The organism is Arthrobacter sp. ERGS1:01, assembly GCF_001281315.1.
In the GTDB taxonomy this organism is placed as follows: domain Bacteria; phylum Actinomycetota; class Actinomycetes; order Actinomycetales; family Micrococcaceae; genus Specibacter.
The window spans coordinates 2,595,182-2,621,265 of record NZ_CP012479.1 but is presented as its reverse complement, the minus strand read 5'-3'; the positions used below and the strand labels follow the sequence as shown (position 1 = coordinate 2,621,265).

The following is a 26,084-nucleotide window of genomic DNA, read 5'->3' as shown; positions in this document are numbered from 1 at the left end:
GGGTAACACCGGTAACCGGGAACAAGGGCCCACGCACAGGCATGGCGGCATCGGGCCCGGGGCCGTGCCGCGGATACTTTCGGCCACATTCCGGGCCGATTGCAGGAGCCTGCGGGCGGAACCGTACACTTAGAGGCGTGACTCCTGAAGAACTTTCTGCCGCCATTACCGCCTGCCTCAAAGACGCCGTCGACGCCGGTGAACTCACCGTTCCCGCCGAAGCGCTGCCCAAGGAGGTACGAGTCGAGCGGCCCAAGAGCCGCGAGCACGGCGACTGGGCCACCAGCATCGCACTGCAACTCGCCAAGCCCGCCGGCGTGCCCCCGCGCAAGATCGCCGAAGTGCTCAGCACCCGCCTGGCGCAGATCCCCGGAGTGTCCAAGGTCGACATCGCCGGCCCCGGATTCCTGAACATCACCGTGGACGCAGCCGCCGCCGGTGAACTCGCCAAGGCCATCGTCGAAAACGGCAATGCCTACGGCACCACCACGGCCATGGCCGGCACCAAGATCAACCTCGAATTCGTTTCCGCAAACCCCACGGGCCCCATCCACCTCGGCGGCACCCGCTGGGCCGCCGTCGGCGACTCCCTGGCCCGCATTTTCCAGTCGCAGGGCGCCGACGTCACCCGCGAGTACTACTTCAACGACCACGGCAACCAGATCGACAAGTTTGCCCGGTCCCTGCTGGCCAGCGCCAAGGGCGAGCCCGCCCCGGAGGACGGCTACGGCGGAGCGTACATCGAGGACATCGCCAAGGAAGTCATGGCGAACAACCCCGACATCCTGACCAGCGAGGACCCGCAGGAAGAGTTCCGCGCCCAGGGCGTGGACCTCATGTTCGCGGCGATCCGCGCCTCGCTGCACGAATTCGGCGTCGACTTCGACGTCTACTTCCACGAGAACTCGCTGTTCCAGGACGGCGCCGTGGAGAAGCTGCTGGAGCAGCTCAAGGGCTCCGGCAACATGTACCTGAAGGACGGCGCCTGGTGGCTGAACTCCACCGACTACGGCGACGACAAGGACCGCGTGGTCATCAAGAGCGACGGCAACGCCGCCTACATCGCCGGTGACATCGCCTACTTCAAGAACAAGCGCGACCGCGGCTTCGACCTGTGCATCTACATGCTCGGCGCCGACCACCACGGCTACGTGGCCCGCCTGAAGGCCGCCGCCGCCGCGATGGGCGACGACGCCGACCGCGTCGAGGTGCTGATCGGGCAGATGGTGAACCTGGTCCAGGACGGCAAGCCCGTGCGCATGTCCAAGCGCGCCGGCACCGTGGTCACCATGGAGGACCTGGTCGAGGTCGTCGGCACGGACGCCGCCCGCTACTCGCTGGCCCGTTTCTCCTCCGACTCGAACATCGACATCGACCTGGACGTGCTGACCAAGAAGTCCAACGAGAACCCGGTGTTCTACGTCCAGTACGCCCACGCCCGCACCTGCGCCGTGGGCCGCAACGCCGAGGCCGCGGGCGTCGACCGCAGCGCCTTCGACGCCGGCGCACTGAGCCACGCCACGGAGTCCGAGCTGCTGGCCGTCCTGGGCCAGTACCCGGGCGTGCTGGTCCAGGCGGCCGACTTCCGCGAACCGCACCGCGTGGCCCGCCACCTGGAAGTCATCGCCGGTGCCTACCACCGCTGGTATGACGCCTGCCGCGTCACCCCGATGGGCGAGGAAGCGATCACCGACACGAACCGCACCCGCCTGTGGCTCAACGACGCCGTGGGCCAGGTCCTGGCCAACGGCCTGAGCCTGCTGGGCGTCTCCGCGCCGGAACGGATGTAGGGCCCATGGCACAGCAAATCGACGCGGGCCTGGTCGCCGGATCGGTGCTGGCGCCCGAGTGGCTGCCCGCCGCGGGCGACGTCAACGAGCTGGTCCCGTCGATGTGGGCGAACGACGTCGACCGTGCCGGAGATGGTGAGCTCACCATCAGCGGCGTGCCCGTCAGCTCCCTGAAGGAGCAGTTCGGCACCCCGCTGTACGTCATGAGCGAGGGCGACTTCCGTGCCCGCGCCCGTGACTTCCGGGACTCCTTCAACGCCGCCTTCAAGGACATTTGCGGCGGTGTGGACGTCTACTACGCGGGAAAGTCATTCCTGTGCACGGAGGTGGCCCGCTGGGTCGATTCCGAAGGCCTGCGCCTTGACACCTGCTCCGGCGGCGAACTGGCCGTGGCCGTCCGCGCCGGCCTGCCGGGGGAGAAGCTGGGCCTGCACGGGAACAACAAGTCCAACGCCGAGATCAACCGGGCGCTCGACCTGGGCCTGGGGCGGATCGTGGTGGACAGCCTGCACGAGCTGCGCCGCGTGGCCGAGCTTGCGGCGGCGCGCACCACGACCGCCAACGTCATGCTGCGCCTGACGCCCGGCGTCCACGCGCACACGCACGAATCCATTGCCACGGCCCACGAGGACCAGAAGTTCGGCCTCAGCTTCATTGCCGAGGATCCGGAAGCGCCCGGCATGAGTGCCGCGGAGGCCGCGTCGAAGTTGGCCGTGGAGTCGGAGAGCGTGAACTTCCTGGGCTTCCACGCCCACATCGGCTCACAGATCTTTGAGGCCGAGGGCTTTGAGATTGCCGCGCGCAAGCTGCTCGCCTTCACGCACGAGATCCAGGTCAAGTACGGCATCACCTTGCCGGAGCTGGACCTGGGCGGCGGCTACGGCATCGCCTACACGGCCGTGGACACCCCGCGCCCGGCCGCGGAAATCGCCCAGGCCATGGCCGCCGTCGTCCGCGACACGTGCGCGGAACTCGGAATGGCTGCACCCAGGATCTCGATTGAGCCGGGCCGCGCGATTGTGGGCAGCTCCACCTTCACCCTCTATGAGACCGGCACCCTGAAAACGGTGCAGGTTGAGGTTGCCGGCCGGGACGGTGTGACGGCCCCGCGCCGCTATGTGTCGGTGGACGGCGGGATGAGCGACAACGCCCGCCCGGTGCTCTACGAGGCCGATTATTCGGCCGTCGTGGCCAATCGCGCCTCCACGGCGACGCCCGCTTTGTCCCGAGTAGTGGGCAAGCATTGCGAGAGCGGTGACATTGTTGTTAGAGATGTATATCTGCCCAATGACGTGGCGGCCGGGGATTTGCTTGCAGTTCCCGGAACGGGCGCGTACTGCTGGGCACTGGCCAGCAACTACAACTACGTGCCCCGTCCGCCCGTCGTAGCCGTCAAGGACGGCGCCGCACGTTTGATTGTGCGGGGCGAAACCGAAGAAGATTTGCTGGCACGCGATTTAGGGGCCTAGAGACCTTGACCGAAAGCACTACAGTGAACGCCGCCCTCACGGACCCGGCGTCCACCGACACAAAGATCCTGAAGGTGGCCCTGCTGGGAGCCGGCAACGTGGGCGCCCAGGTGGCGCGCATTTTGCTCGACGACGCCGACGCGCTTGCGGCCCGCACCGGAGCCCGCCTGGAACTGGCCGGCATTGCGGTGCGGAACATTGATTCGCCCCGTGACGTGGAACTGCCCCGCGAATTGTTCACGACCGACGCCTCCGCCCTGGTGCGCGGCGCCGACGTCGTGATCGAGCTCATGGGCGGGCTGGAACCGGCGCGCACGCTGATCCTGGAAGCCATTGAACACGGCGCCACCGTGGTCACCGGCAACAAGGCCCTGCTGGCGGTGGACGGCCCCAGCCTGTACGAGAAGGCCGACGCCGCGGGCGTGCAGCTTTCCTACGAGGCCGCCGTGGCCGGCGCCATCCCGATCCTGCGCCCCATCCGGGATTCGCTGGCCGGGGACAAGATCACCCGCGTCATGGGCATCGTCAACGGCACCACGAACTTCATCCTCGACCAGATGGACACCACGGGCGCCCAGTTTGCCGACGCCCTGGCCGAGGCCACCCGCCTGGGTTACGCCGAGGCCGACCCCACGGCTGACATCGAGGGCCACGACGCCGCGGCCAAGGGCGCCATCCTGGCCTCCCTGTCCTTCCACACGCGCTTTGCGCTGGAGGACGTCCACTGCCAGGGCATCACGAACGTCACGGCCGACGACATCGCGGCCGCCAAGGACGCCGGCTTCGTCATCAAGCTGCTCGCGATCGCCGAGAAGCTCGAATCCACCAACGACGCCGGCGAGGTCACCACGGGCGTCAGCGTCCGGGTGCACCCGACCCTGCTGCCGCGCGAACACCCCCTGGCCGCCGTGCACGGCGCCTTCAACGCGGTGTTCATCGAGGCCGAATCCGCCGGAGAGCTCATGTTCTACGGCCGCGGCGCCGGTGGCGTCCCCACGGCGTCGGCCGTGCTGGGCGACGTCGTCTCCGCAGCCCGGCGCATGGTGCTGGGCGGGCCCGGCCGGACCGAAACCACCACGGGCGTGCTGCCCGTGCTGGGCATCGAAAACGTCACCACGCAGTACTACATCGGCCTGGATGCAGCTGACCAGCCCGGCGTGCTGGCCAAGATTTCCGCACTCTTTGCCGAGAACGGGGTCTCGATCGAGACCATGCGGCAGACAGTGCACCGCGACGGCGGGGCCGGCTCAGCCGAACTGCGCATTGTCACGCACCGAGCCAGTGAGGCCGCCTTGGCCGCAACCGTCGAGGCCATCAGCGGCCTGGACATCATTAATTCCGTAACGAGTGTCTTGAGGGTGGAGGGAGTCTAATGGCTCACCAGTGGCGCGGAGTAGTCCGCGAATATGCAGAGCGTTTGCCGGTCACGGCGGAAACCCGCGTCATCACGCTGGGGGAGGGCGGCACACCCCTGGTGTACGCCCAGCACCTCTCGGCGCTGACCGGATCCGAGGTGTACCTGAAGGTCGAGGGCATGAACCCGACGGGTTCCTTCAAGGACCGCGGCATGACCATGGCCATGACGGCGGCCGTTGCCGCCGGCGCCAAGGCAGTGGTGTGCGCCTCCACGGGCAACACCTCCGCCTCGGCAGCCGCCTACGCCAAGCAGGCCGGCCTCACGTGCGCCGTCCTGGTTCCCGAAGGCAAGATCTCCATGGGCAAGCTGAGCCAGGCCGTGGCCCACGGCGCCACGATCCTGCAGGTCGACGGAAACTTCGACAACTGCCTCGACGTGGCCCGCAAGCTGGCCGAGTCCTACCCGGTGTTCCTGGTGAACTCGGTCAACCCGGCCCGCATCGAGGGCCAGAAGACCGGCGCCTTCGAAGTGGTCGACTCCCTCGGCGACGCCCCGGACTACCATGTGCTGCCCGTGGGCAACGCCGGCAACATCAGCGCCTACTGGCGCGGCTACAAGGAATACAGCGCCCCCTACGAGTCGGCCACCGCCGGCACGCTTGAGGCCGTCTCCACGCACACGCCCATCATGTGGGGCTTCCAGGCTGCGGGTGCCGCACCGTTCGTGGCGGGCCACCCCATCACGGAACCCGACACGATCGCCACGGCCATCCGCATCGGCAACCCGGCCTCCTGGGACATGGCAATCGCCGCCCGCGATGAATCCGGCGGACTCATCGATTCGGTGACCGACGAGGAAATCCTGGTTGCGCACCGCTGGCTCTCCGCCAAGGAAGGCGTGTTCGTTGAGCCCGCCTCCGCGGCAGGCGTTGCCGGCATCCTGAAGAAGCACGCCGCTGGCGAGGTTCCCTCCGGCAAGACGATCGTCATCACGGTCACGGGCCACGGCCTGAAGGATCCCGACTGGGCCCTGAAGAACACCGACGGCAGCGCCGTGGAACCCACCAAGGTGGAGTTCGACGTCGTCACCGTGGCCAAGGCCCTGGGCCTGGCCGACTAGCACCCGCCCCTTCCATGACAGGCATGCCCTTGACATCCCCGCACCCCGCCACCCTCGACGTGCCGGCCGCCGGACGGACGGTCACCGTCCGGGTTCCCGGAACCAGCGCCAACCTTGGCCCCGGTTTCGACTCCCTGGGCCTGGCGGTCTCGTTGTACGACACCTTGACGGTGAGCACACTTGACGGCGGGGATGCCGGGGCGCGCCTGGAATTTGATTTACGCGGCGAGGGCGTGGCCGAGCTGCCGCGCGACGCCAGCCACCTCGTGGTCAAGGCCATGGACCTGGCGTTTGCCCGGCTGGGCTACCGGCGCGGCGGCCTGCGCATCACCGCGGACAACGTGCTGCCGCACGGCCGCGGCCTGGGGTCCTCGGCGTCGGCCATTGTGGCCGCCATCTGCGCGGCCAATGCGCTGGTGAATGCGGCGGACTCCCGCGACCGGGCTTGGATCCTGCAGCTGGCCTCGGAGATGGAAGGGCACCCGGACAACGTGGCGCCGGCCATCTATGGTGCCGCCGCCATTTCCTGGCACGACGGCGGGGATTACTCCTCCGCACGGGTGGCGCCTTCGGCGGCCGTCATCCCTGTGGTGGCAATCCCCGACTATGAGGTCAAGACCGAGCTGGCCCGCCGCTTGTTGCCGGCCACCGTGCCGCATGCCGATGCGGCGGCGAACTCCGGACGTGCGGCACTGTTGGTTCACGCACTCAAGGACGCCCCCGAACTGCTGGCCGCCGGAACCCGCGACTACCTGCACCAGGACTACCGTGCCGAAGCCATGGCGCCCAGCGCCGATCTCGTGGCGACGCTGCGGGCCGGCGGGTATGCGGCGTTCATTTCGGGTGCCGGGCCCACCGTCATGACACTCGCCAATGGCGCCGCCGAGGCGGACGCCGTGGTGGAATTCATCAAAACCCGGAGCGGACATGCACAAACCCCGGGGAAGCCGGGCGTGTCGTGGCGTGTTCTGCGGCTCACCGTTGACCTTGATGGTGCTAAAGTAGAAGTGCATCCGGGTTCATAAGCGCCTCCGGCGTGGCTTATCTAAAGCCAGTGCGCCCAGTTTTGATGCCATCCTTTTCCAAGCCGCCCCCATGGGGACACCGCTTGGACGATTCAAGGGATGAATCACCAATCTCACCGCGTCAAACTTTTGAACGCGTGGGTTGGAACCTCAGCTGATCTTCCCGTCCCGGCCAGTGCGGCCGCGGCGGAGCGGCTGACATTAATCATCGCGACCCCGCTCAAGGGGTTCGCCATCGAGGGGGAAGGATCCTTCGTGACAGAAACCGTAACTTCAGCCGCCAGTTCCAAGGCAGCTGAGTTGGACGACACCGCACAATCCGCAGGCACCGCGAAGTCCGCAGGCCTGGCCGGATTGAAATTGGCGCAGTTGCAGGCACTTGCCGGCCAGCTGGGCATCACTGGTGGGTCCAGAATGCGCAAGGGCGACCTCGTTGCCGCAATTTCGGCGCACCAGCGCGGCTCTTCCGTGGCAGACCGCCCGGCACGCACGGCCAAGGCGGAGCCCGCCGCTCCGGTTGCCGAGGCCCCGGCCAAGCGCACCACCCGTGCGAAGGCCGACGCCGTTGCCACCGACGCGATCGAGGCACCGGCAGCCGTTGCCGAGGAACGCCCCGTTCGTGGCCGTGGCCGCAGCCGTCGCGCCGCCAGCAGTGACGGCATCATCACCACCGGCACCGACGCACCGGCCGCCGTTGTGGCCCCTGTCGTCGAGGCTCCCGCCGAATCCGGCACGGACGCCGACGGTGAGACCCGCCGCCCGACCCGCACCCGCAACCGCCGGGCACAAGGTGGCGGCCGCAACGCCGAAGCCGTCGACTCCGTCGCAGAGGTTCCGGCTGAAAAGGCCGCCAACCAGGGCGAAGCCGTGCAGGCCGAGAACTCCGCCGAGGACCGGAACGACGCCGGCGAGAACGCCGATCGCAATGATCGCAACGGCCGCAGCCAGCGCAACAACCGCAACCAGCGCAACAACGACCGCGCCGAGCGCCCGGCCAACGAGCGAAACGCCGGTGACCGCAACGCCAACGACCGCGCTGCCGGTGAGCGTCCGGTCAATGAACGCAGCGTCAACGAGCGCAATGCGAACGACCGCAATGACGATGAGGACGGCTCGCGCAACAACCGCAACCGCCGCAACCGTCGCGACCGCAACGGCAACGAGTCCAACGACCGCAACGACCGCGGCAACAACAACCGCAACGATCGCAATGATCGCAACGACCGTTTCCGTGACCGCAACGAACGCCGCCGCGGCCGCACCCAGGGTCCGGACTTCGACGACACCGAGGTGACCGAGGACGACGTCCTGCTGCCCGTGGCCGGCATCCTGGACCTGTTGGACAACTACGCGTTCGTCCGCACCTCCGGCTACCTGCCCGGTTCCAACGACGTCTACGTCTCCTTGTCCCAGGTCAAGAAGTACAACCTGCGCAAGGGTGACGCCGTCGTCGGTGCCATCCGCGCACCGCGCGAAGGTGAGGACCGCAGCCAGGCCCAGACCGCCCGACAGAAGTTCAACGCCCTGGTGCGCGTCACCAGCGTGAACGGCAAGAACCCGGACGAGCTCAAGGACCGCGTGGAGTTCTCCAAGCTGGTTCCGCTGTACCCGTCCGAGCGCCTGCGCCTGGAGACCGACCCCAAGAAGGTCGGACCCCGCGTCATCGACCTGGTCGCCCCCATCGGCAAGGGCCAGCGCGGCCTGATCGTCTCCCCGCCGAAGGCCGGAAAGACGCTGATCCTGCAGTCGATCGCCAACGCCATCACCATCAACAACCCCGAGGTTCACCTCATGATGGTCCTCGTTGACGAACGCCCCGAAGAAGTCACCGACATGCAGCGCACCGTCAAGGGTGAGGTCATTGCCTCAACCTTCGACCGTCCGGCCGATGACCACACCCAGGTTGCCGAGCTCTCCATCGAACGAGCCAAGCGCCTCGTGGAAATGGGCATGGACGTGGTGGTCCTGTTGGACTCCATGACCCGCCTGGGCCGTGCCTACAACAACTCCGCACCGTCCTCCGGACGCATCCTCTCCGGTGGTGTGGACTCCGCAGCCCTGTACCCGCCGAAGCGCTTCTTCGGTGCCGCCCGCAACATCGAAAACGGCGGCTCGCTGACCATCCTGGCCACGGCACTGGTGGAAACCGGTTCCAAGGCCGACGAGGTCATCTTCGAGGAATTCAAGGGCACCGGCAACATGGAGCTCCGCCTGTCCCGCCAGCTGGCTGACAAGCGCATCTTCCCGGCCGTGGACGTCAACGCTTCGGGTACCCGTCGCGAAGAGAACCTGCTCTCCCCGGAAGAGGTCAAGATCATGTGGCGCCTGCGCCGCGTGCTCTCCGGCCTGGAAATGCAGCAGTCCCTTGAACTGCTCACCTCCAAAATCCGTGAGACGCAGTCCAACGTCGAGTTCCTCATGCAGATCCAGAAGACCACCCTGGGTTCGAAGGCCGAACTGGACAAGTAGCTACCGTAACGAAACCGCCTCCGTTGTGAAGGGCCCTAGGCCCTTCACAACGACGGCGGTTTCGTGCGTTAACCGTAGTTTGAACTTGATGGGCGCCAAAGGCGAGGCAACAGCGCAGGCAGTGGAGCCGGAGTTTTTTGTAGTTCGGCGTAAAGGAGACCGTAAGGCCGCCCGCGGCCGTCGGTCGGATAGCCGGACGGAAAAACTTCGGTCCGCTGCCGGACCCAGCCACGCTTTCGGTCACCACGGTAGATGTAATTAGACTTGACGTACGTCGAGAGAGGTTTTGAAATGTTTGAATCCATCCACGGTTTGCTTGATGAGCATGCCGAGTTGCAGATGCGCCTAAGCGACCCTGCCGTCCACGCCGACCAGTCGCTGGCGCGGAAGCTGGGACGCCGCTATGCGGAACTGAGCGGAGTCGTGGAGGGATATCATCGGGTCGAATCGCTCACCGACGATCTCGCCGCCGCCCAGGAAATGGCCGCCGAGGACCCCGAGTTTGCCGCCGAGGTACCGGTCCTCCAGGAACAGCTTGCCGCCGCGCAGGAAAAACTGCGTCGCCTGCTGATCCCGCGCGACCCCGACGACGCCCGTGACGTGATCCTCGAGGTCAAGGCCGGCGAAGGCGGCGACGAGGCTGCGCTGTTCGCCGCCGACCTGGTCCGCATGTACACCCGCTACGCGGAAAACCGTGGTTGGAAGACCGAGATCATCTCCGCCACGGAGTCGGACCTGGGCGGGTACAAGGACATTTCCATCGCCGTCAAGGGCCGCTCCAACGACCCCGCCGAGGGCGTCTTTGCCCGCCTGAAGTTCGAGGGCGGCGTGCACCGCGTGCAGCGCGTGCCGGCCACCGAGTCGCAGGGACGCATCCACACCTCGGCCGCCGGCGTGCTGGTGCTGCCCGAAGTTGATGAGCCCGAAGAGGTAGACATCAACCCGAACGACCTCAAGATCGACGTCTACCGTTCCTCGGGCCCCGGCGGCCAGTCGGTCAACACGACCGACTCCGCCGTCCGCATCACCCACCTTCCCACGGGCATCGTGGTGGCCATGCAGAACGAGAAGTCGCAGCTGCAGAACCGTGAAGCCGGCATGCGCGTGCTCCGCGCCCGTATCCTGGCCCACCAGCAGGCCATCATCGACGCCGAGAACTCGGCCGTGCGCAAGTCGCAGATCCGCACCATGGACCGGTCCGAGCGCATCCGCACCTATAACTACCCGGAGAACCGGATTGCCGACCACCGCACCGGCTACAAGGCCTACAACCTTGACGCGGTCATGAACGGCGACCTGGAACCGGTGGTGCAGTCCGCCATCGAAATGGACGAGCAGGCCCGTCTGGACGCCCTGGGTGACTGACAACGCTCCGTCTTTGTCCGAAGCGGTGGCGCGTGCGACGGCGGCCCTTGCGGCCGCCGGCGTGCCGTCGCCGGCCGTGGACGCGCAGTTGCTCGCGGCGCACCTTCTGGGTGTTGGCCGCGGCGAACTGGCGGCCATGCTCTTCGGCACGGCCCCGGCGCCGGCCGGTTACGACGAACTCGTCGCACGCCGGGCGGCCCGGGAACCCCTGCAGCACATCACGGGGGTCGCGTACTTCAGGCACCTGGAGCTGGCCGTCGGCAAGGGCGTTTTTGTGCCCCGGCCGGAAACCGAATCCGTGGTGCAGCTGGGCATCGACGTATTAACACAGTTGCACCAGGAACGCGGTTCCGGCAGTGAAACCATCGCCGTGGACCTGGGTACGGGCTCCGGCGCGATCGCCGGTTCGCTGGCCACGGAGGTCCCCGGCGCCCGGGTGTTCGCCGTCGAGCTGAGCGATGACGCCTACCCCTGGGCCGCGCGGAACCTTGCCGGCACGAGCGTGACACTGGTGCACGGGGACATGCGTGACGCCTTTGCCGAACTGGACGGCACGGTTGACGTGGTGGTCTCCAACCCGCCCTACATCCCCGCCGACGCCATCCCGAGGGATCTTGAAGTCCGCCTGCATGATCCGCACATGGCCTTGTACGGCGGGGGAGCGGACGGCATGGAAATGCCTCGGGCCGCGGCCGCCACGGCGGCGCGCCTGTTGCATGCCGGCGGCTACTTTGTCATGGAGCACGCAGAGGTCCAGGCCGAACAAATGGCGGCCCTGCTCCGGGACAGCGGGCACTGGGAGAATGTCTCCACCCACACTGACCTGACGGGCCGGGACCGCGCCACCAGCGGGATCCGCCGTTAGCAGTTCGACGCAATGCGGCGAGATAGCCGCGCGCGTTCAAGTTCTTGGACGCAGTGATGAAAGAATGAACTCGTGAGTACCACTTCCTATAACTGCACCAACGACACCCAGCGCGCCGAAGGCCTGGCCCACGCCCAAAAGGCCATCGCGGCCAAACAGGTCATCGTCATGCCCACGGACACCGTGTACGGGATCGCCGCCGACGCCTTCTCCCCGCAGGCCGTCGCCACGCTGCTGGCAGCGAAGGGCCGCGGGCGCAACATGCCCCCGCCCGTGCTGATCCCGCGCATCGGCACCATGGAGGGGCTCGCCACCGACATTCCCGACGACGCCCGCAAGCTCGCGGAAAAGTACTGGCCGGGACCCCTGACATTGATCTTCCACGCCCAGCCGTCGCTGACCTGGGACCTGGGTGACACCGTGGGCACGGTGGCCCTCCGCGTGCCGGATGAGCAGCTGGCGCTTGACCTGTTGACCCTGACGGGTCCGCTGGCCGTCTCCAGCGCGAACCGCACCGGGCAGCCCGCCGCACAGACGGCGTCGGCAGCCCGTGAGCAGCTGGCCGAGTCCGTGGAGGTTTACCTGGAGGGCGGCTTCCGTCCGCTGGAAGGCACCGACGGCGTTCCGTCCACGATCGTCGACGCAACGGGCCTGCGCCTGCGCGTGGTCCGCGAGGGTGCCATCAGCCTGGCGGAAATCCAGCGGATGATCCCCAGCGCCCTGGGCAATGAGCCGGAGCCGGAAATGTGGTCCCCGTCGGCCGACGAGGAGACCGCTCCGGTGGAAGAGCCCGCAGAGCCTGCGGAACCCGCAGAACCGGCTGAGCCGGAAGAGCCTGCCGAGCCGGAAGAGCCCGCAGAACCGGCAGAGCCGGAAGAACCCGCGGAGCCGGAAGAGCCCGCCGAACCCGCGGAACCGGAAGAGCCCGACGAGCCGGCGGAACCGGAGATTTCGACGAGCTCAATCACCGAGCCGGAAGCCGGCAAGAGCTAGCTAGCGCTCCAGGGCCGGCATGGGTTTCCAGTCCGTGTCGGCCAGGAGCGGCCGGGAGGCCCGCCACCCGGCCCACAGCTTGGAACTGCCGCGCAGCGTCCGTTCCACGGCCACGAGCCGGAGCAGTTCCTTGCCCGCCGTCAGCGCCGTGCCCAGAGCGAACCCCGCACGGTTGAAGCGGCCGTGGGCGCGCAGGTACCCTGCCACCAGGCCGCGGTTGCGCATCACATAGAAGCGGCTCAGGTCCGAGGAGTCGTTGAGGTGCCGGATTCCCAGGTCCACGCTGCGCTGGGCGCGCGCCTTGCGCAGCACAAAGGCGTTGACGTAGACCACGGGGCGCGTGAGCGAAATCAGCCAGCCGTAGATGGCGTCGTCCCAGGTCAGGAAGAACCGGGGATCGGGCAGGCCCACGGCGGCCACGGCGTCGGCATGGACCAGCATGCCCTCAAAGCACCCCACGTTGGTGGGGAACTCGTTGCCGTGCGCAAAGACGTCGCCGCGCGCGGGCAGGAAAACGCCCAGGAACGAGCTGAAGTTGTGCTGCCAGAAGAACGGTGCACCGGAGGCGTCGTAACGGCGGCCCACCAGGGCGTCGTACTTGTCCATCCACGGGCCAAACGATTCAATTGCGTCCGGAAGCGTGGTGACGTCGTCGTCCATGAGCCACATCCACTGCGCACCCTCGGCCAGTGCGCGCTCCACGCCGGCGGAGAAACCACCCGATCCGCCCACATTGGTGGGCAGTTCCTGGTGGATCACGGGAACGGGCTTGGACAGGGCCGCGAACCGCTCCGCCGCGCCGGCAATGACGTCGGCGGTTGCATCGGTGCTGGCGTTATTGACCACGATGACGCCGTCGGGAGCCGGGCTCAGCTCCCCGATCGAGGCGAGGAGCTCCGTCAGGTAGCCTGCCCGGTTGAACGTGGTGATGACAATGAAAAACCGGTCACGACGACCCACTCCTAGAACACCTGGTCCTTGAGTGGACCAAACTTTGCCCCCCGCAAACCGGCCGTGTAGGCGCCGGCCCACTTGGCCAGGCCCTTCAGGTCGCCCGACTTCAGGAAGTACAGGGGGTAGCCGACGGCGTCCGCCACGAAGGAGCGCACCCTGCGGTGCTTGCGGGTCAGGTAGCCGCGGTTGCGGTAGTAGTAGAAGCGCTTGAACGGCGTCTCGGGCACCAGCACGTGGAAACGGTCGCCCATGACCTCCTTGACCTCGCCCCAGCCCGCGGGGTGGGTCAATGCCACGGTGGTCACGGTGCCGAAGCTGACCTTGGCCTGGCGCAGCCGGAGCATGAAGTCCACCTCGTCGCCGCGGATGAACAGGCGAAGGTCGGGCAGGCCCACCTTGAAAAAGACATCCGTGCGGATCAGTGCACCGTTGAAGAACTGGCCGACGTTTTCAATCAGGCCCAGCGGTTCCACGACGGAGCGCTCATGGGTGAGGTGGCCGTCGAGCCGGAACGGGAAGGAGAGCTTGCTCGGCTCGCCGGGCGCCACGATCAGCGGCACCACCACGTCGAGCCCGCGGTCCTTCGCGGCGGCCAGCAGCGTGGCCAGGCAGTCGGGATCTTCGGGGTGGGCGTCGTCGTCCATGATCCAGACCCAGTCGGCACCGGAGGCCATGGCGCTGAGGATGGCCAGCGAGAAACCGCCCGCGCCGCCCAGGTTGGCCAGTGAACGGATGTAGGTGACGTCCGGGGCGGCTTCGGCGGCAATGGTGTCCACCGCTTGCGAGCCCGAATCAACCAGGGAAATGGATACGGGGGCATGGGTCTGCGCCGACAATGCGCCCAGCAATGTGCGTACGTCCTGCGGCCGGTCAAAGGTGACAGCAGCCACGGCTACGGTATCGGACAAGTTGGGATCCTCTCGGCCTGTGCACACGCGCACGGCACGGCTAAACAATCAGCAATCGAAAAGAAGCGATTACTATCTTTAATAGCTTCCACTTTAGTACAGCCCGCATCCCTTGGGCCGACGGTGGATCACCGCAAGGCGCGTCCACACATTACCGGGCAGAAATCGGACTACGAATCACGTTGAATACGACGAGCAACCCTGCAAAGGGGAAACCCCCACACGGCCAGGCGGACGGCGATCCCAAACCACGGCTGTGGCTCTGGTCACAGGCGGCCCTGGATTCCATCTCCTGGGCGGTTGCGCTGCTCCTGGCCGTGCTCCTCCGGTACGAACTGGATGTGCGGCTGATCAACCCCGGCGGCATCGTGCTGCTGATCGCCGTGGCCGTGGCCACGCAGCTGATCGCGGGATGGTCGCTGTCGCTGTACCGCGGCCGCTACACCTTTGGCAGCATCAGCGAGGCGCGCGTTCTGGTGGCCACCACCCTGATCGTCGCCGTGGTGACGGCCATCTTCCTTTTCCTCACCGTCCAGGAAATCCACATTGCCCGGTCCGTGAGCGCCATCGCCTTCCCCTTCGCCGCCCTGATCATGGCCGCCGTGCGCTATGCCAAGCGGCTGTACGTCGAGGGCAAGCCGACCTTTGGCGAAGAGGCGCAGAAGACCCTCATCTACGGGGCCGGATTCCTGGGCAACTCGCTCGTGACCCGCATGGTCCAGGACCCGGAGTCGCCGTATGTGCCCGTGGGCCTGATCGACGACGACGCCGCCAAGAAGCACCTGCGCCTGAGCTCCGTGGGCGTGCTGGGCCGTGGCGACGAACTTCCCGAAATCATCAAGCGGACCCGGTCCACCGTGGTGGTGCTGGCCATCGCCCACCTGGACGCCAAGCGCATCCGCGAAATCTCGGACAAGGTGGCCGGGCTGGGCGTAAAGGTACTGGTGCTGCCGCCGCTGCAGGAAATGCTGACCACCAACACCAACCGGGACTTCCAGGGCGGCCTGACGGACTTCCGCGAAATCGACGTCCAGGACCTGATTGGCCGCCGCCCCGTGGACATCGAGGTGGAACAGATCGCCGGCTACATCAAGGGCAAGCGCGTGCTGGTCACCGGCGCCGGCGGTTCCATCGGCTCCGAGCTGTGCCGCCAGCTGAACGGCTTCGACCCCGCGGAACTGATCATGCTCGACAGGGACGAATCCGGCCTGCAGCACACCCAGCTTTCGATCGTGGGCCACGGCCTGCTCAACGACAACAGCACGGTCTTGGCGGACATCCGCGACGCCACTGCCATGGCCGAGATCTTTGCCGAACGGCGCCCCGAAGTGGTGTTCCACGCGGCGGCGCTCAAGCACGCCCCGCTGCTGCAGATGTACCCGAGGGAGGCCTGGCAGACCAACGTGTTGGGCACCCTGAACGTACTCACCGCCGCGCGCGACGCCGACGTCGAGACGTTCGTGAACATCTCCACCGATAAGGCGGCCAGCCCCACCACCGTGCTGGGCCATTCCAAGCGGGCCGCCGAAAAGCTGACGGCCTGGATGGCCGCGCAGACGTCCAAGCGCTACGTCTCGGTGCGCTTTGGCAATGTGATCGGCAGCCGCGGCTCCATGCTGCCGTTGTTCACCGACCAGATCAACAAGGGCGGGCCCGTCACCGTCACGCACAAGGACGTCACCCGGTTCTTCATGACGATTCCCGAGGCCTGCCAACTGGTGATCCAGGCCGGAGCCATTGGCGCCGGGGGAGACGTGCTGATCCTGGATATGGGGGACCCCGTGCGGATCATGGACGTCGCCGAACGCATGATCGCCATGTCCGGGCGGGACATCAAGATTGAAATTACCGGGTTGCGGCCCTCCGAGAAGCTGCACGAGCAGCTGACCGGCGACGACGAGGTCAAGGACCCGGATCAGCACCCCAAGATTTCTCACACGCACGCCCGGCCGCTGGCTCCGGCCGAGCTGGACCTTGGCCTGTGGCTGCAACGCTGCCGCGAGGAGGCGGGGGACGAGATCCCCAGCATCGACGAGTCCGACGGCGACATTGCGGCGGGTGCCTGATGGAACCCTGGGCTGTTGTGACCGTTGGCGCCATCGCGCTGCTGTTGGCGCTTGCGCTGCCCCTGGGGGTACGGCCGCTGCTGCAACGGGCCGGCGTGCTCGATGTGCCCAACGCCAGGAGCTCCCACCAGACCCCCACGATCCGCGGCATGGGCATCACCACGGCCGTGGCGCTGCCGCTGGCCCTCCTTGCGGCCGTGTTCCTGCCCCAGGGGCACGTTGCCGCCGGACAGGCGCGGGCCACGCTCATCGTGATCCTGCTCGTGGCCGTAAGCGCCGCCGCGATCGGCTGGATTGAGGACATCCGCGGGTTGGCCATCACCATCAGGGCGGGCCTGCAACTCGGTGTCGGCGCCGTTGCCACGGCGGCTGTTGCCGTCATCGACCCCGGAGCCCAACAACTGTGGTGGATCCCGGCCGGCGCCATCGCCGTGGCCGCGTACATCAACGTCACGAACTTCATGGACGGGATCAACGGGATCTCCGGAACCCACGGCCTCCTGGTGGGCGGCTTCTACGCCGCCGGCGGCGTCCTGAGCGACCACGCCTGGCTTGTCTACGCCGGCGTGGCGATCGCCGCCGCCTACGCCGGGTTCCTGCCGTGGAACCTTGGCCGGAACAAGGTGTTCCTGGGGGATGTGGGCAGTTACCTGCTCGGGGCTTCCATTTCCGTCACCGCGATGGCGGCATTCCTGGCCCACGTCCCGGTTGAATACATTTTCTCCCCCGTGCTGATCTACCTGGTGGATACGTTTGTGACGTTTCTGCGCCGGCTGTTGGCGGGGGAGCGCTGGTATGCCTCGCACCGCCAGCACGTCTACCAGCGGTTGAACATCGTGGGCCTGAGTCATCTGCAGGCTACCGGCGTGGTGTGTGCGGCCACCGTGGTGGTCAGCATCCTGGGATTCATTGCCGCACAAGGCCCGGCGATCGTGCAGATCATTGCCACGGCCCTGTGCGTCGTGGTGGTGCTGGCATATCTGCGTACGCCCACGATTTTCCTGCGTTTGTTACGTAAACGCAGCGCTGTGCGGGAAGCGGGGAAGTAAAGGGCGACCATGAATGTCGATCCACAGTTCTATCTCATGTAGAATTAGTGGTGGCGAATTACGCCCTTGCGTTTCATTGGCTTTCTTGCGAAAAAAGCCTCTCATGAAAAGAGTTTCCATGAAGGATAAGAGTGCCGCACGGGGCCCGGTTGGGGTCTCCGGCCCCTCTGCCACCCCTTGGCTGAACATCCTCAAAATGTGCCTGCTGGTCTCCGCCGGCGCCGTCCTCATCCTGGCCGTGCTGGCCCTGGTCTTCACCGGCTGGCCGGCAGTGGGCAGTGTTGCCTTCGGCGCCGTCGTGGTGGTGGCCTTCTTCGGCCTGAGCCTGCTGGTGGGCCACATCTACGGGAAAAAGAACCCCTCGGGTGCCATCGGGGTCTTCATGATCACCTACCTGGTCAAGGTGGTCGGCTTCGCCGTCATCTTGTTCACCCTCGGTGCCCCCAGCTGGCTGAACGGGCCCTGGTTCGCCACGGCCGGCGTCGTCGTGGTGCTTCTGTGGCAGGCCACCGAGGTTGTCACCTTCAGCCGCCAGCGGCTCCAGCTCTACAACGACCCTGCCGACGCCGACGGCGGAAACGCCTCCGGGGCGGGTCAGCCGTGAGCGGCGGCAATACCCCCGGGGAGCGCTATTCGGCTGCCTCCGGCAACCCGCGAAACCCCGATAACAACGGTGGCTACAATTCCGGAATGATCGTCTTTAGCTACATTATTGGCGGAATTGTGGTCTGGAGTTTGATAGGGTGGGTACTGGATATTTTGCTCGGAACGCATTGGCTGGTTCTGGCAGGGGCGTTCATCGGCCTCGCCGGCGGCTTCTATCTGTCCTTCGCCCGCCGGTTCAAATCGGCTCACACCAAACGCACGGATGGACGAACATCCGCAGCGGATGACGAAGGCTCCGAGCAACAGTGATACCACATTTTTTCAATAACGTTGGGGGCTGCGAAGCAACCTTCGCCTCAGTTCCCGAAACCCAGCCCAATTATGGACTCTGCAGAGAGGAAACGCGTTGATCGCGCTTACGCTCCCCGCCCAAGATGGTGGAAGCTTTACCCCGCCCAGCGTCGAAACCCACCTAACCCCGTTCTTCACCATTGGCGGTTTTGAATTCACCAAGCAGATGTTGCTGGTGCTGCTGTCCGTCGTGATCATCGCCTGGTTCTTCCTGGCGGCGGCCCGCAAGGGCAAGCTGGTTCCCGGCAAGCTGCAGTTCATCGGTGAACTGGGCTACGGCTTCGTCCGCAACTCCGTGGCCAAGGACGTCATCGGCGCCAAGGACTACAAGAAGTTCGTGCCGCTGCTGTTCGCGCTGTTCTTCTTCATCCTGCTGAACAACCTCTTCGGCGCCATTCCGTTCATCCAGCTCCCGAGCTTCTCGCACGTCTCGGGCGCCTATGTCCTGGCCGCACTGGTCTACGTGACCTGGATCGGCGTCGGCATCAAGGTCAACGGCCTGCGCTACTTCAAGCTCGCAGTGGTGCCGTCGGGTGTGCCGTGGTACATCCTGCCGCTGGTGGTCCCGATCGAGATCATCTCGAACTTCGTGGTCCGCCCCATGACCCACAGCCTGCGTTTGTTCGCCACGATGCTGGCCGGCCACTTGATCGTCATGATCGCCGGCTCCGGCATCGAATTCCTCATTCAGCAGGAAAACGTCCTGCTGCAGGGAACCTCTATTCTGGTACTTGTCGGCTCCGTCGCCATGTACATGCTCGAAGCTTTGATTATGGTCCTGCAGGCCTACGTCTTTGTCCTGCTGACCGCAATCTACATTGAAGGTGCTGTCCACGCGGACAGCCACTAACAATCAAAAAATAATTCCCCGCGGGGGATAACTTGAACCAAACAACCTGCCTACGGGCATCTTGAAAGGAAACACAATGACGGGTGAAATCAACGGCTCACTGAACCTTATCGGTTACGGTCTGTCCGCAATCGGTGGTGCTATTGGTGTGGGTCTGGTTTTCGCTGCCTACATCAATGGTGTAGCGCGTCAGCCGGAAGCTCAGCGTGTGCTGCAGCCCCTCGCCTTCCTGGGCCTGGCTCTGACTGAAGCACTTGCCATCCTCGGCCTCGTGTTTGCGTTCGTTCTCAAGTAAAGAGAATTTGAACCTTTTACACACGAGTAGATAAGGACGGGTGAAATATGAATAACCTCATGATTTTAGCCTCCGTCAACGCGGCGGATGCAGCGCCCAGCCCTCTGGCCGTCAACTGGTCTGAAGTACTGGTTGTTGCCGTCGGCTTCGCTCTTCTCATGTTCATCGTGGTCAAGTTTGTTGTCCCGATGTTCGAGAAGACGTACGCCGAGCGCACCGAAGCCATTGAAGGCGGAATTGCCAAGGCTGAAAAGGCCCAGGCCGAAGCCACGGCAGCGCTTGACGAATACAAGGCGCAGTTGGTCGAGGCTCGCACCGAAGCCAACCGCATCCGCGAGGAAGCCCGCACGGAAGGCGCCCAGATCCTGGCCGACCTGAAGGAAAAGGCTGCCGCGGAGTCCGCTCGCATCACGGAGCAGGCACAGGCAACCATCGCTGCAGAGCGTCAGGCTGCCGTTGTTTCGCTGCGCGCAGAGGTTGGCACGCTGGCTACGACGCTGGCGGGACGCATCGTGGGCGAGTCATTGAACGACGACGCACGCGCCAGCCGCGTGGTGGATCGTTTCCTGGCTGACCTGGAACAGCAGAGCGAAGGTGCTAGCAAGTAATGGCAGGTGTATCGAGCGAATCGCTGACCACAGCATTGGCTGAATTGGAAGCCGAGCTTCCCACAGCGTCGCTGTCGTTGGCTCAGGAGCTTTTTTCCATCCTGACGGTCCTGGACGGTTCGGCCGGCTTGCGCCGGTCACTGACCGATCCTTCCCGCACAGGTGTTGAGAAGTCGGCACTGGTCACCTCACTGGTCAAGGGCAAGGTTTCCGCCCAGGCGGAAGCAATCATTGGCCGTTTGGCAGCAGCCCGCTGGAGCGATGCTCGTGACATTGGCGATGCACTCGAGACCTTGGCCGCAACCGTGGCCATTGCTGTTGCAGAAAATCGGAGCGCATCTGCGACTTCCGGCAACTCCGTTTCCGGCGCCAGCGCCCTGGCAGCGTTGGAGAACGATCTGTTCTCCTTCAACCAGGCTGTTGAGTCCAGCCACGAGGTGCAGCGCGCCTTGGTGGAGCCGCAGGCAGCCGAGTCCGCGAAGGTGGACCTGGCACTGAAATTGGTTCCCGGCTCGTCCGAGGAAGCAAAGGTGTTGATCCGCCAGGCAGTTGTTCATCCGCGCGGTCTGAAGACCGTCAAGCTCATCGAACGGTTCGCCAATTTGGCGGCGGCACGCCAGCAGCGCTGGATTGCCACCGTCTCGGTGAGCCGTCCGTTGGAGCAGTCGCAGATTGATCGATTGCAGCGCGGGCTTAACTCCCTGTACGGGCGGGTGCTGAACGTGAACATCAACGTTGAGCCCTCACTCATCGGCGGCGTTCGTGTCCGGGTTGGTGACGAGGTAGTGGATGCCTCCGTCCTGGCCCGATTGGGCGAACTGCGCCGCCAGTTGGCTGGATAGCCTTAAAGCATAAAAAGTAAGAATCCAAACCGCCCGTCCACACAGGATGGGAAAGGTGCGAAAGCTAGGTCATCGTGAATCATGCGATGATCGCGAAATAGGAGAGCAGGGACTGCAGATGGCCGAATTGACCATCAACGCCGACGACGTCCGTAATGCGTTGAACGACTTCGCGGCGTCCTACGAACCGGGCAACGCCGAGCGCGTTGAGGTTGGCCGGGTTACCACCGCAGGCGATGGTATTGCCCGCGTGGAGGGTCTTCCCTCCGTTATGGCTAACGAGCTGCTTCGCTTCGAAGACGGCACGCTGGGCCTGGCCCAGAACCTCGACGTACGCGAAATCGGTGTCATCATCCTCGGTGACTTCACCGGGATCGAAGAAGGCCAGGAAGTTCACCGCACCGGTGAGATCCTGTCCGTGCCCGTAGGCGACGCCTTCCTTGGCCGCGTGGTTGACCCCTGGGTGCACCCATCGACGACTTGGGCGAGATTGTTGCCGAGACCACCCGTGCCCTGGAACTCCAGGCCCCCGGCGTGACGGAGCGCAAGAGCGTTCACGAGCCCATGCAGACTGGCCTGAAGGCCATTGACGCAATGATCCCGATCGGCCGTGGCCAGCGTCAGCTGATCATTGGTGACCGCCAGACCGGCAAGACCGCTCTCGCTGTTGACACGATCATCAACCAGAAGGCCAACTGGGCTTCCGGTGACACGAACAAGCAGGTTCGCTGCGTGTACGTCGCCATCGGCCAGAAGGCTTCCACGATCGCCGCTGTCCGCCAGACCCTGGAAGACCACGGCGCCCTGGAGTACACCACGATCGTGGCCTCCCCGGCATCCGACCCCGCCGGCTTCAAATACCTGGCACCGTACGCCGGTTCGGCCATTGGCCAGCACTGGATGTACGCCGGAAAGCACGTCCTGGTGGTCTTCGATGACCTGTCCAAGCAGGCCGAAGCCTACCGCGCCGTGTCCTTGCTGCTGCGCCGCCCGCCGGGCCGCGAGGCATACCCGGGTGACGTGTTCTACCTGCACTCCCGCCTGCTGGAGCGTTGTGCCAAGCTCTCCGACGAGCTCGGTGCCGGCTCGATGACCGGTCTGCCGATCATCGAAACCAAGGCAAACGACGTTTCCGCCTACATCCCGACCAACGTGATCTCCATCACCGATGGCCAGATCTTCCTGCAGTCGGACCTCTTCAACGCCAACCAGCGCCCCGCTGTCGACGTCGGTGTATCCGTCTCGCGCGTCGGTGGTGCCGCTCAGGTGAAGTCGATGAAGAAGGTTTCCGGTACGTTGAAGCTGGAATTGGCCCAGTACCGCGACATGCAGGCATTTGCCATGTTTGCCTCGGACCTGGATGCCGCCTCCAAGCAGCAGCTGACCCGTGGTGCACGCCTGATGGAACTGCTCAAGCAGGGCCAGTACGCACCGTTCCCGGTCGAAGACCAGGTTGTCTCCATCTGGGCCGGAACCAACGGCTTCCTGGACGATGTCCCGGTTGAAGATGTGGGACGTTTCGAGAAGGAATTCCTCGAGCACCTGCGCCACGGCACTTCCATCCTGACCACGCTCGCCCAGACCAACGTCATGGCCGATGAAACCGTTGCGGCGCTCAAGACCGCCATCACGGACTTCAAGGCCGGCTTCTTCGGTGTTGGCGACAACCACCTGGTAGGTGCCGGACACGAGGAGCACGCCGCTCTGGACGGTTCCGACGTCGACCAGGAGAAGATCGTCAAGCAGAAGCGCTAGCAGCTTTGCCGTTCCGGGCCCGCATGAAAATGCGGGCCCGGAACACGGGCAAGTTTTAGCACCTTTTGTGTAGCGAATTTCTAGGAAAGGAAAAGTATGGGAGCCCAGATCCGGGTCTACCGTCAGAAGATCTCATCGACCACGTCGATGCGAAAGATCTTCAAGGCGATGGAACTGATCGCTACCTCGCGCATCGGTAAGGCGCGTACCCGTGTGGCAGCATCCCTGCCGTACTCGAACGCCATTACCCGCGCCGTTTCTGCCGTGGCATCGCAGAGTGTCATCGACCACCCGTTGGTGACTGAGCCGGAGCAGATCCGCCGCGCCGCCGTCGTCATTGTTGCCGCCGACCGAGGCCTTGCGGGTTCCTATTCCGCGAGCGTTCTGAAGCAGGCAGAGCAGCTGAGCGAGCTTTTGATTGAAGAAGGCAAGGAAGTCACGTACTTCCTGGTCGGGCGAAAGGCGCAAGCCTACTTCGACTTCCGTGACCGCCCGTTTGCGCGCGTCTGGACCGGTGGCACGGATGCCCCCGAGTTCGAGACCGCCCAGGAAGTTGGCGCCGCGGTACTTGAGGCATTCGCCACGGATTACGAACAGGGCGGCGTGGATGAAATCCACATCGTATCCACTCGCTTCCAGTCGATGGTCGTGCAGGTTCCGCAGGTTGTTCGTCTACTGCCCCTTGAGGTGGTGGAGGAGAACGCAACCAGCGAGACCGACCTTCTGCCGTTGTACGAGTTCGAACCCGATGCGGAGCAGGTCCTTGACGCCCTGTTGCCGAGGTACATCGAGTCGCGCATCTTCAACGCCATGCTCCAGGCAGCCGCAAGCGAACTCGCAGCACGCCAGCGTGCCATGAAGTCCGCCGGCGACAACGCCACGGAACTGATCAAGAAGTACACACGACTGCGTAACACGGCCCGCCAGGCCGAAATCACCCAGGAACTGTCCGAGATCGTGGCCGGTGCCGACGCGTTGAACGCGTCCTAACCGATTGACCTCCCACGGGCCCGTCCCGTGCAGTTGCTGACCCAGCTAGACTTAACCCCACGCCATCTACTGATTGAAGTGAGAGAGATGACTGCCACTACTACAGAGCAGGTAGCCGCCAAGGCCGGTGCCGTCGGACGCATTGCGCGTGTCATTGGCCCCGTCGTTGACGTCGAATTCCCCGCGGGCTCCATCCCCGGCATCTACAATGCACTCGAGGCGCAGCTCACGCTCGCCGGAGTGACCCGCACCATCACGTTCGAGACCGCGTTGCACCTCGGTGACAACCTCGTTCGCGCCATCTCCCTGCAGGCCACCGACGGACTCGTCCGCGGCACGTCTGTCCAGGACACCGGTGCCCCGATCTCCGTCCCCGTCGGCGACGGCGTCAAGGGCCACATCTTCAACGTCCTGGGCAAGCCCCTGGACATCGAAGAGTCGGAGCTCACCACCACCGAGCGCTGGCCCATCCACCGCAAGGCTCCGGCCTTCGCAACCCTCGAGGGCTCCACGGAGATGCTCGAGACCGGTATCAAGGTCATCGACCTTCTCACCCCGTACATCAAGGGTGGAAAGATCGGCCTGTTCGGTGGCGCCGGTGTCGGCAAGACCGTTTTGATCCAGGAAATGATCACCCGTGTGGCCCGCAACTTCGGTGGTACCTCGGTATTCGCCGGTGTTGGCGAGCGTACGCGTGAAGGTAACGACCTCTGGGTTGAAATGGAAGAGGCAGGCGTGTTGAAGGACACCGCCCTAGTCTTCGGCCAGATGGATGAGCCGCCGGGAACGCGTCTGCGCGTGGCCCTGTCCGCACTGACCATGGCGGAGTACTTCCGCGATGTGCAGAACCAGGACGTGCTGCTCTTCGTTGACAACATCTTCCGCTTCACGCAGGCCGGTTCCGAAGTTTCCACGCTGCTGGGCCGCATGCCCTCCGCCGTGGGTTACCAGCCCAACCTTGCCGACGAGATGGGCCTCCTGCAGGAGCGCATCACCTCCACCAAGGGCCACTCGATCACGTCCATGCAGGCCATTTATGTCCCTGCTGATGACTACACCGACCCGGCTCCGGCAACGACGTTCGCACACTTGGACGCCACCACCGAGCTCTCCCGTGAAATCGCTTCCCGTGGCCTGTACCCGGCCGTGGATCCGCTGACCTCAACGTCGCGCATCCTCGACCCGCAGTACATCGGCCAGGCGCACTACGACACCGCCGTACGTGTGAAGCAGATCCTGCAGAAGAACAAGGAACTCCAGGACATCATCGCCATCCTTGGTGTTGACGAGCTCTCCGAAGAGGACAAGATCGTCGTGGCCCGCGCCCGTCGCATCCAGCAGTTCCTCTCGCAGAACACGTACACGGCCAAGCAGTTCACCGGCGTGGAAGGCTCCACGGTTTCCATCAAGGACACCATCGAAGGCTTCCAGATGATCTGCGACGGCGAAGTCGACCACATTGCCGAGCAGGCGTTCTTCAACGTCGGCGGCATGGATGACGTCTACAAGCAGTGGGCCAAGATCCAAGAGTCAACTGGATCGACCAAGTAGCCATGGCACAACTCGAGGTTGAAATCGTAGCGGCCGACCACCATGTGTGGGCGGGCGCGGCCAAGATGGTCAAGGCACGCACGAGCGATGGAGAGATCGGTATTCTCCCCGGACACTCACCCTTGCTGGCGATTTTGGCTGCGGGCGAGCTGGCCATCGAGCCCATCGACGGCAACCGCATCGCGGTGACCGTTGACGGTGGCTTCTTCTCGGTCGACAGCAATCGTGTCGTGATCGTTGCCGACAACGCGCAGTTGGAAGACAGCGCAGCGTCAAACGCAGGGAACCACTAGCAAGCAATTGATGAACGAACTCGGTACCCCGTTCATCGTCCTGGCAGGAGCATTCCTGCTGGTCGTTATTACACTGTGCCTGTTTGGGGTGCGCCGCATGCAATTGCGGCGCGCCCTGGGCACCGTGGACGCCTCCATTTGCGTAGCGAACAATCGCTGGCAGATGGGGGTTTGTCGTTATCAGGAGTCGGACCTTGAATGGTTCCGGCTCCTTTCGTTAAGCCCCCGCCCGCACCTGAAGATGGTGCGCAGCTCCATCGTGCTCGTGGGCCGGCGCACGCCCACCGAATCCGAGCTCACCCGCGTTCCGCCCGACGTCGTCATCGTGACCCTGGAATACAAGGGTGAGGCGGTGCTGCTGGCCATGAAGTTTGGCGCGTACGCCGGGCTGTCCTCCTGGCTCGAGGCCGGGCCCGTGGTGGGCATCGGAACGTGGCGCTAGCACACCGCGATTCTTCAGGACGCTCCCAGTAAACAGCACTAACATCACAAAGGTTGCCCGGGGAATAACGCG

23 protein-coding genes and 1 pseudogene are annotated in these 26,084 nt (G+C 64.9%); 22 read left to right on the top strand and 2 right to left on the bottom strand.

Going from position 1 to position 26,084, the window contains the following annotated elements; genetic code table 11:
* Positions 1–137 precede the first annotated feature (137 nt).
* The 9 genes from argS (at position 138) to AL755_RS15770 (ending at position 12,452) form a co-directional block, all read left to right on the top strand.
* Positions 138–1,790 carry an arginine--tRNA ligase gene (gene argS, locus AL755_RS15810; RefSeq protein ID WP_054011822.1) on the top strand — a complete coding sequence of 551 codons (1,653 nt, stop codon included), beginning with the start codon at positions 138–140 and terminating at the stop codon, positions 1,788–1,790.
* 5 nt (positions 1,791–1,795) lie between these two features.
* Complete coding sequence (lysA, locus tag AL755_RS15805; protein WP_054011821.1) at positions 1,796–3,259, top strand: diaminopimelate decarboxylase; 1,464 nt, start codon at positions 1,796–1,798, stop codon at positions 3,257–3,259.
* Positions 3,260–3,282: 23 nt separating this feature from the next.
* On the top strand, positions 3,283–4,632 hold the full coding sequence (locus AL755_RS15800; protein ID WP_054011820.1) for a homoserine dehydrogenase: 1,350 nt from the start codon (positions 3,283–3,285) through the stop codon (positions 4,630–4,632).
* The gene (gene thrC, locus AL755_RS15795; RefSeq protein ID WP_054011819.1) at positions 4,632–5,735 is read left to right on the top strand and encodes a threonine synthase; all 1,104 of its coding nucleotides are present in this window, start codon (positions 4,632–4,634) and stop codon (positions 5,733–5,735) included. Before AL755_RS15800 ends, thrC begins: the two co-directional genes overlap by 1 nt.
* Positions 5,736–5,758: 23 nt before the next feature.
* Positions 5,759–6,760 carry a homoserine kinase gene (gene thrB / locus AL755_RS15790; protein ID WP_054011818.1) on the top strand — a complete coding sequence of 334 codons (1,002 nt, stop codon included), beginning with the start codon at positions 5,759–5,761 and terminating at the stop codon, positions 6,758–6,760.
* Between the two features lie 255 nt (positions 6,761–7,015).
* The gene (gene rho, locus AL755_RS15785) at positions 7,016–9,229 is read left to right on the top strand and encodes a transcription termination factor Rho (protein ID WP_054011817.1); all 2,214 of its coding nucleotides are present in this window, start codon (positions 7,016–7,018) and stop codon (positions 9,227–9,229) included.
* 291 nt (positions 9,230–9,520) lie between these two features.
* The gene (prfA, locus tag AL755_RS15780) at positions 9,521–10,594 is read left to right on the top strand and encodes a peptide chain release factor 1 (RefSeq protein ID WP_054011816.1); all 1,074 of its coding nucleotides are present in this window, start codon (positions 9,521–9,523) and stop codon (positions 10,592–10,594) included.
* Positions 10,587–11,459: a peptide chain release factor N(5)-glutamine methyltransferase gene (gene prmC, locus AL755_RS15775; RefSeq protein ID WP_054011815.1), complete on the top strand. Its 873-nt coding sequence runs from the start codon at positions 10,587–10,589 to the stop codon at positions 11,457–11,459. The genes prfA and prmC overlap by 8 nt, the downstream gene beginning before the upstream one ends.
* Positions 11,460–11,531: 72 nt before the next feature.
* On the top strand, positions 11,532–12,452 hold the full coding sequence (locus tag AL755_RS15770; RefSeq protein WP_082369350.1) for an L-threonylcarbamoyladenylate synthase: 921 nt from the start codon (positions 11,532–11,534) through the stop codon (positions 12,450–12,452).
* Here AL755_RS15770 and AL755_RS15765 read toward each other — a convergent pair whose 3' ends face one another.
* Positions 12,453–13,412, bottom strand: coding sequence for a glycosyltransferase (locus tag AL755_RS15765; RefSeq protein WP_054011814.1), 960 nt, complete (start codon positions 13,410–13,412; stop codon positions 12,453–12,455).
* A gap of 2 nt (positions 13,413–13,414) precedes the next feature.
* Positions 13,415–14,314: a glycosyltransferase gene (locus AL755_RS15760; protein ID WP_054011813.1), complete on the bottom strand. Its 900-nt coding sequence runs from the start codon at positions 14,312–14,314 to the stop codon at positions 13,415–13,417.
* Between the two features lie 182 nt (positions 14,315–14,496).
* Here AL755_RS15760 and AL755_RS15755 point away from each other — a divergent pair, with 182 nt between their 5' ends.
* The 13 genes and pseudogenes from AL755_RS15755 (at position 14,497) to AL755_RS15695 (ending at position 26,012) form a co-directional block, all read left to right on the top strand.
* Positions 14,497–16,380, top strand: a complete 1,884-nt coding sequence (locus tag AL755_RS15755) for a polysaccharide biosynthesis protein (protein WP_054011812.1) — start codon at positions 14,497–14,499, stop codon at positions 16,378–16,380.
* Positions 16,381–16,397: 17 nt separating this feature from the next.
* The gene (locus tag AL755_RS15750; protein ID WP_237762503.1) at positions 16,398–17,429 is read left to right on the top strand and encodes an MraY family glycosyltransferase; all 1,032 of its coding nucleotides are present in this window, start codon (positions 16,398–16,400) and stop codon (positions 17,427–17,429) included.
* Positions 17,430–17,547: 118 nt separating this feature from the next.
* A complete protein-coding gene (locus AL755_RS15745; protein WP_237762502.1) occupies positions 17,548–18,033 on the top strand; it encodes a hypothetical protein in 486 nt (161 codons plus the stop codon).
* A complete protein-coding gene (locus AL755_RS15740) occupies positions 18,030–18,344 on the top strand; it encodes an AtpZ/AtpI family protein (protein ID WP_054011809.1) in 315 nt (104 codons plus the stop codon). Before AL755_RS15745 ends, AL755_RS15740 begins: the two co-directional genes overlap by 4 nt.
* A 97-nt stretch (positions 18,345–18,441) precedes the next feature.
* Positions 18,442–19,236, top strand: a complete 795-nt coding sequence (atpB, locus tag AL755_RS15735; RefSeq protein ID WP_054011808.1) for a F0F1 ATP synthase subunit A — start codon at positions 18,442–18,444, stop codon at positions 19,234–19,236.
* A gap of 76 nt (positions 19,237–19,312) precedes the next feature.
* Positions 19,313–19,531: an ATP synthase F0 subunit C gene (gene atpE / locus AL755_RS15730; protein WP_054011807.1), complete on the top strand. Its 219-nt coding sequence runs from the start codon at positions 19,313–19,315 to the stop codon at positions 19,529–19,531.
* 47 nt (positions 19,532–19,578) lie between these two features.
* Positions 19,579–20,139 carry a F0F1 ATP synthase subunit B gene (locus AL755_RS15725; protein ID WP_054011806.1) on the top strand — a complete coding sequence of 187 codons (561 nt, stop codon included), beginning with the start codon at positions 19,579–19,581 and terminating at the stop codon, positions 20,137–20,139.
* Positions 20,139–20,981 carry a F0F1 ATP synthase subunit delta gene (locus tag AL755_RS15720; protein WP_054011805.1) on the top strand — a complete coding sequence of 281 codons (843 nt, stop codon included), beginning with the start codon at positions 20,139–20,141 and terminating at the stop codon, positions 20,979–20,981. The genes AL755_RS15725 and AL755_RS15720 overlap by 1 nt, the downstream gene beginning before the upstream one ends.
* A 118-nt stretch (positions 20,982–21,099) precedes the next feature.
* Positions 21,100–22,736, top strand: a pseudogene (gene atpA / locus AL755_RS15715) (F0F1 ATP synthase subunit alpha).
* Positions 22,737–22,832: 96 nt separating this feature from the next.
* The gene (locus tag AL755_RS15710; protein ID WP_054011804.1) at positions 22,833–23,726 is read left to right on the top strand and encodes a F0F1 ATP synthase subunit gamma; all 894 of its coding nucleotides are present in this window, start codon (positions 22,833–22,835) and stop codon (positions 23,724–23,726) included.
* 87 nt (positions 23,727–23,813) lie between these two features.
* The gene (gene atpD / locus AL755_RS15705) at positions 23,814–25,277 is read left to right on the top strand and encodes a F0F1 ATP synthase subunit beta (RefSeq protein WP_054011803.1); all 1,464 of its coding nucleotides are present in this window, start codon (positions 23,814–23,816) and stop codon (positions 25,275–25,277) included.
* 2 nt (positions 25,278–25,279) lie between these two features.
* Positions 25,280–25,570 carry a F0F1 ATP synthase subunit epsilon gene (locus AL755_RS15700; protein ID WP_054011802.1) on the top strand — a complete coding sequence of 97 codons (291 nt, stop codon included), beginning with the start codon at positions 25,280–25,282 and terminating at the stop codon, positions 25,568–25,570.
* A 10-nt stretch (positions 25,571–25,580) separates the two neighbouring features.
* Positions 25,581–26,012: a DUF2550 domain-containing protein gene (locus AL755_RS15695; protein ID WP_054011801.1), complete on the top strand. Its 432-nt coding sequence runs from the start codon at positions 25,581–25,583 to the stop codon at positions 26,010–26,012.
* The last annotated feature ends 72 nt before the right edge of the window (positions 26,013–26,084 follow it).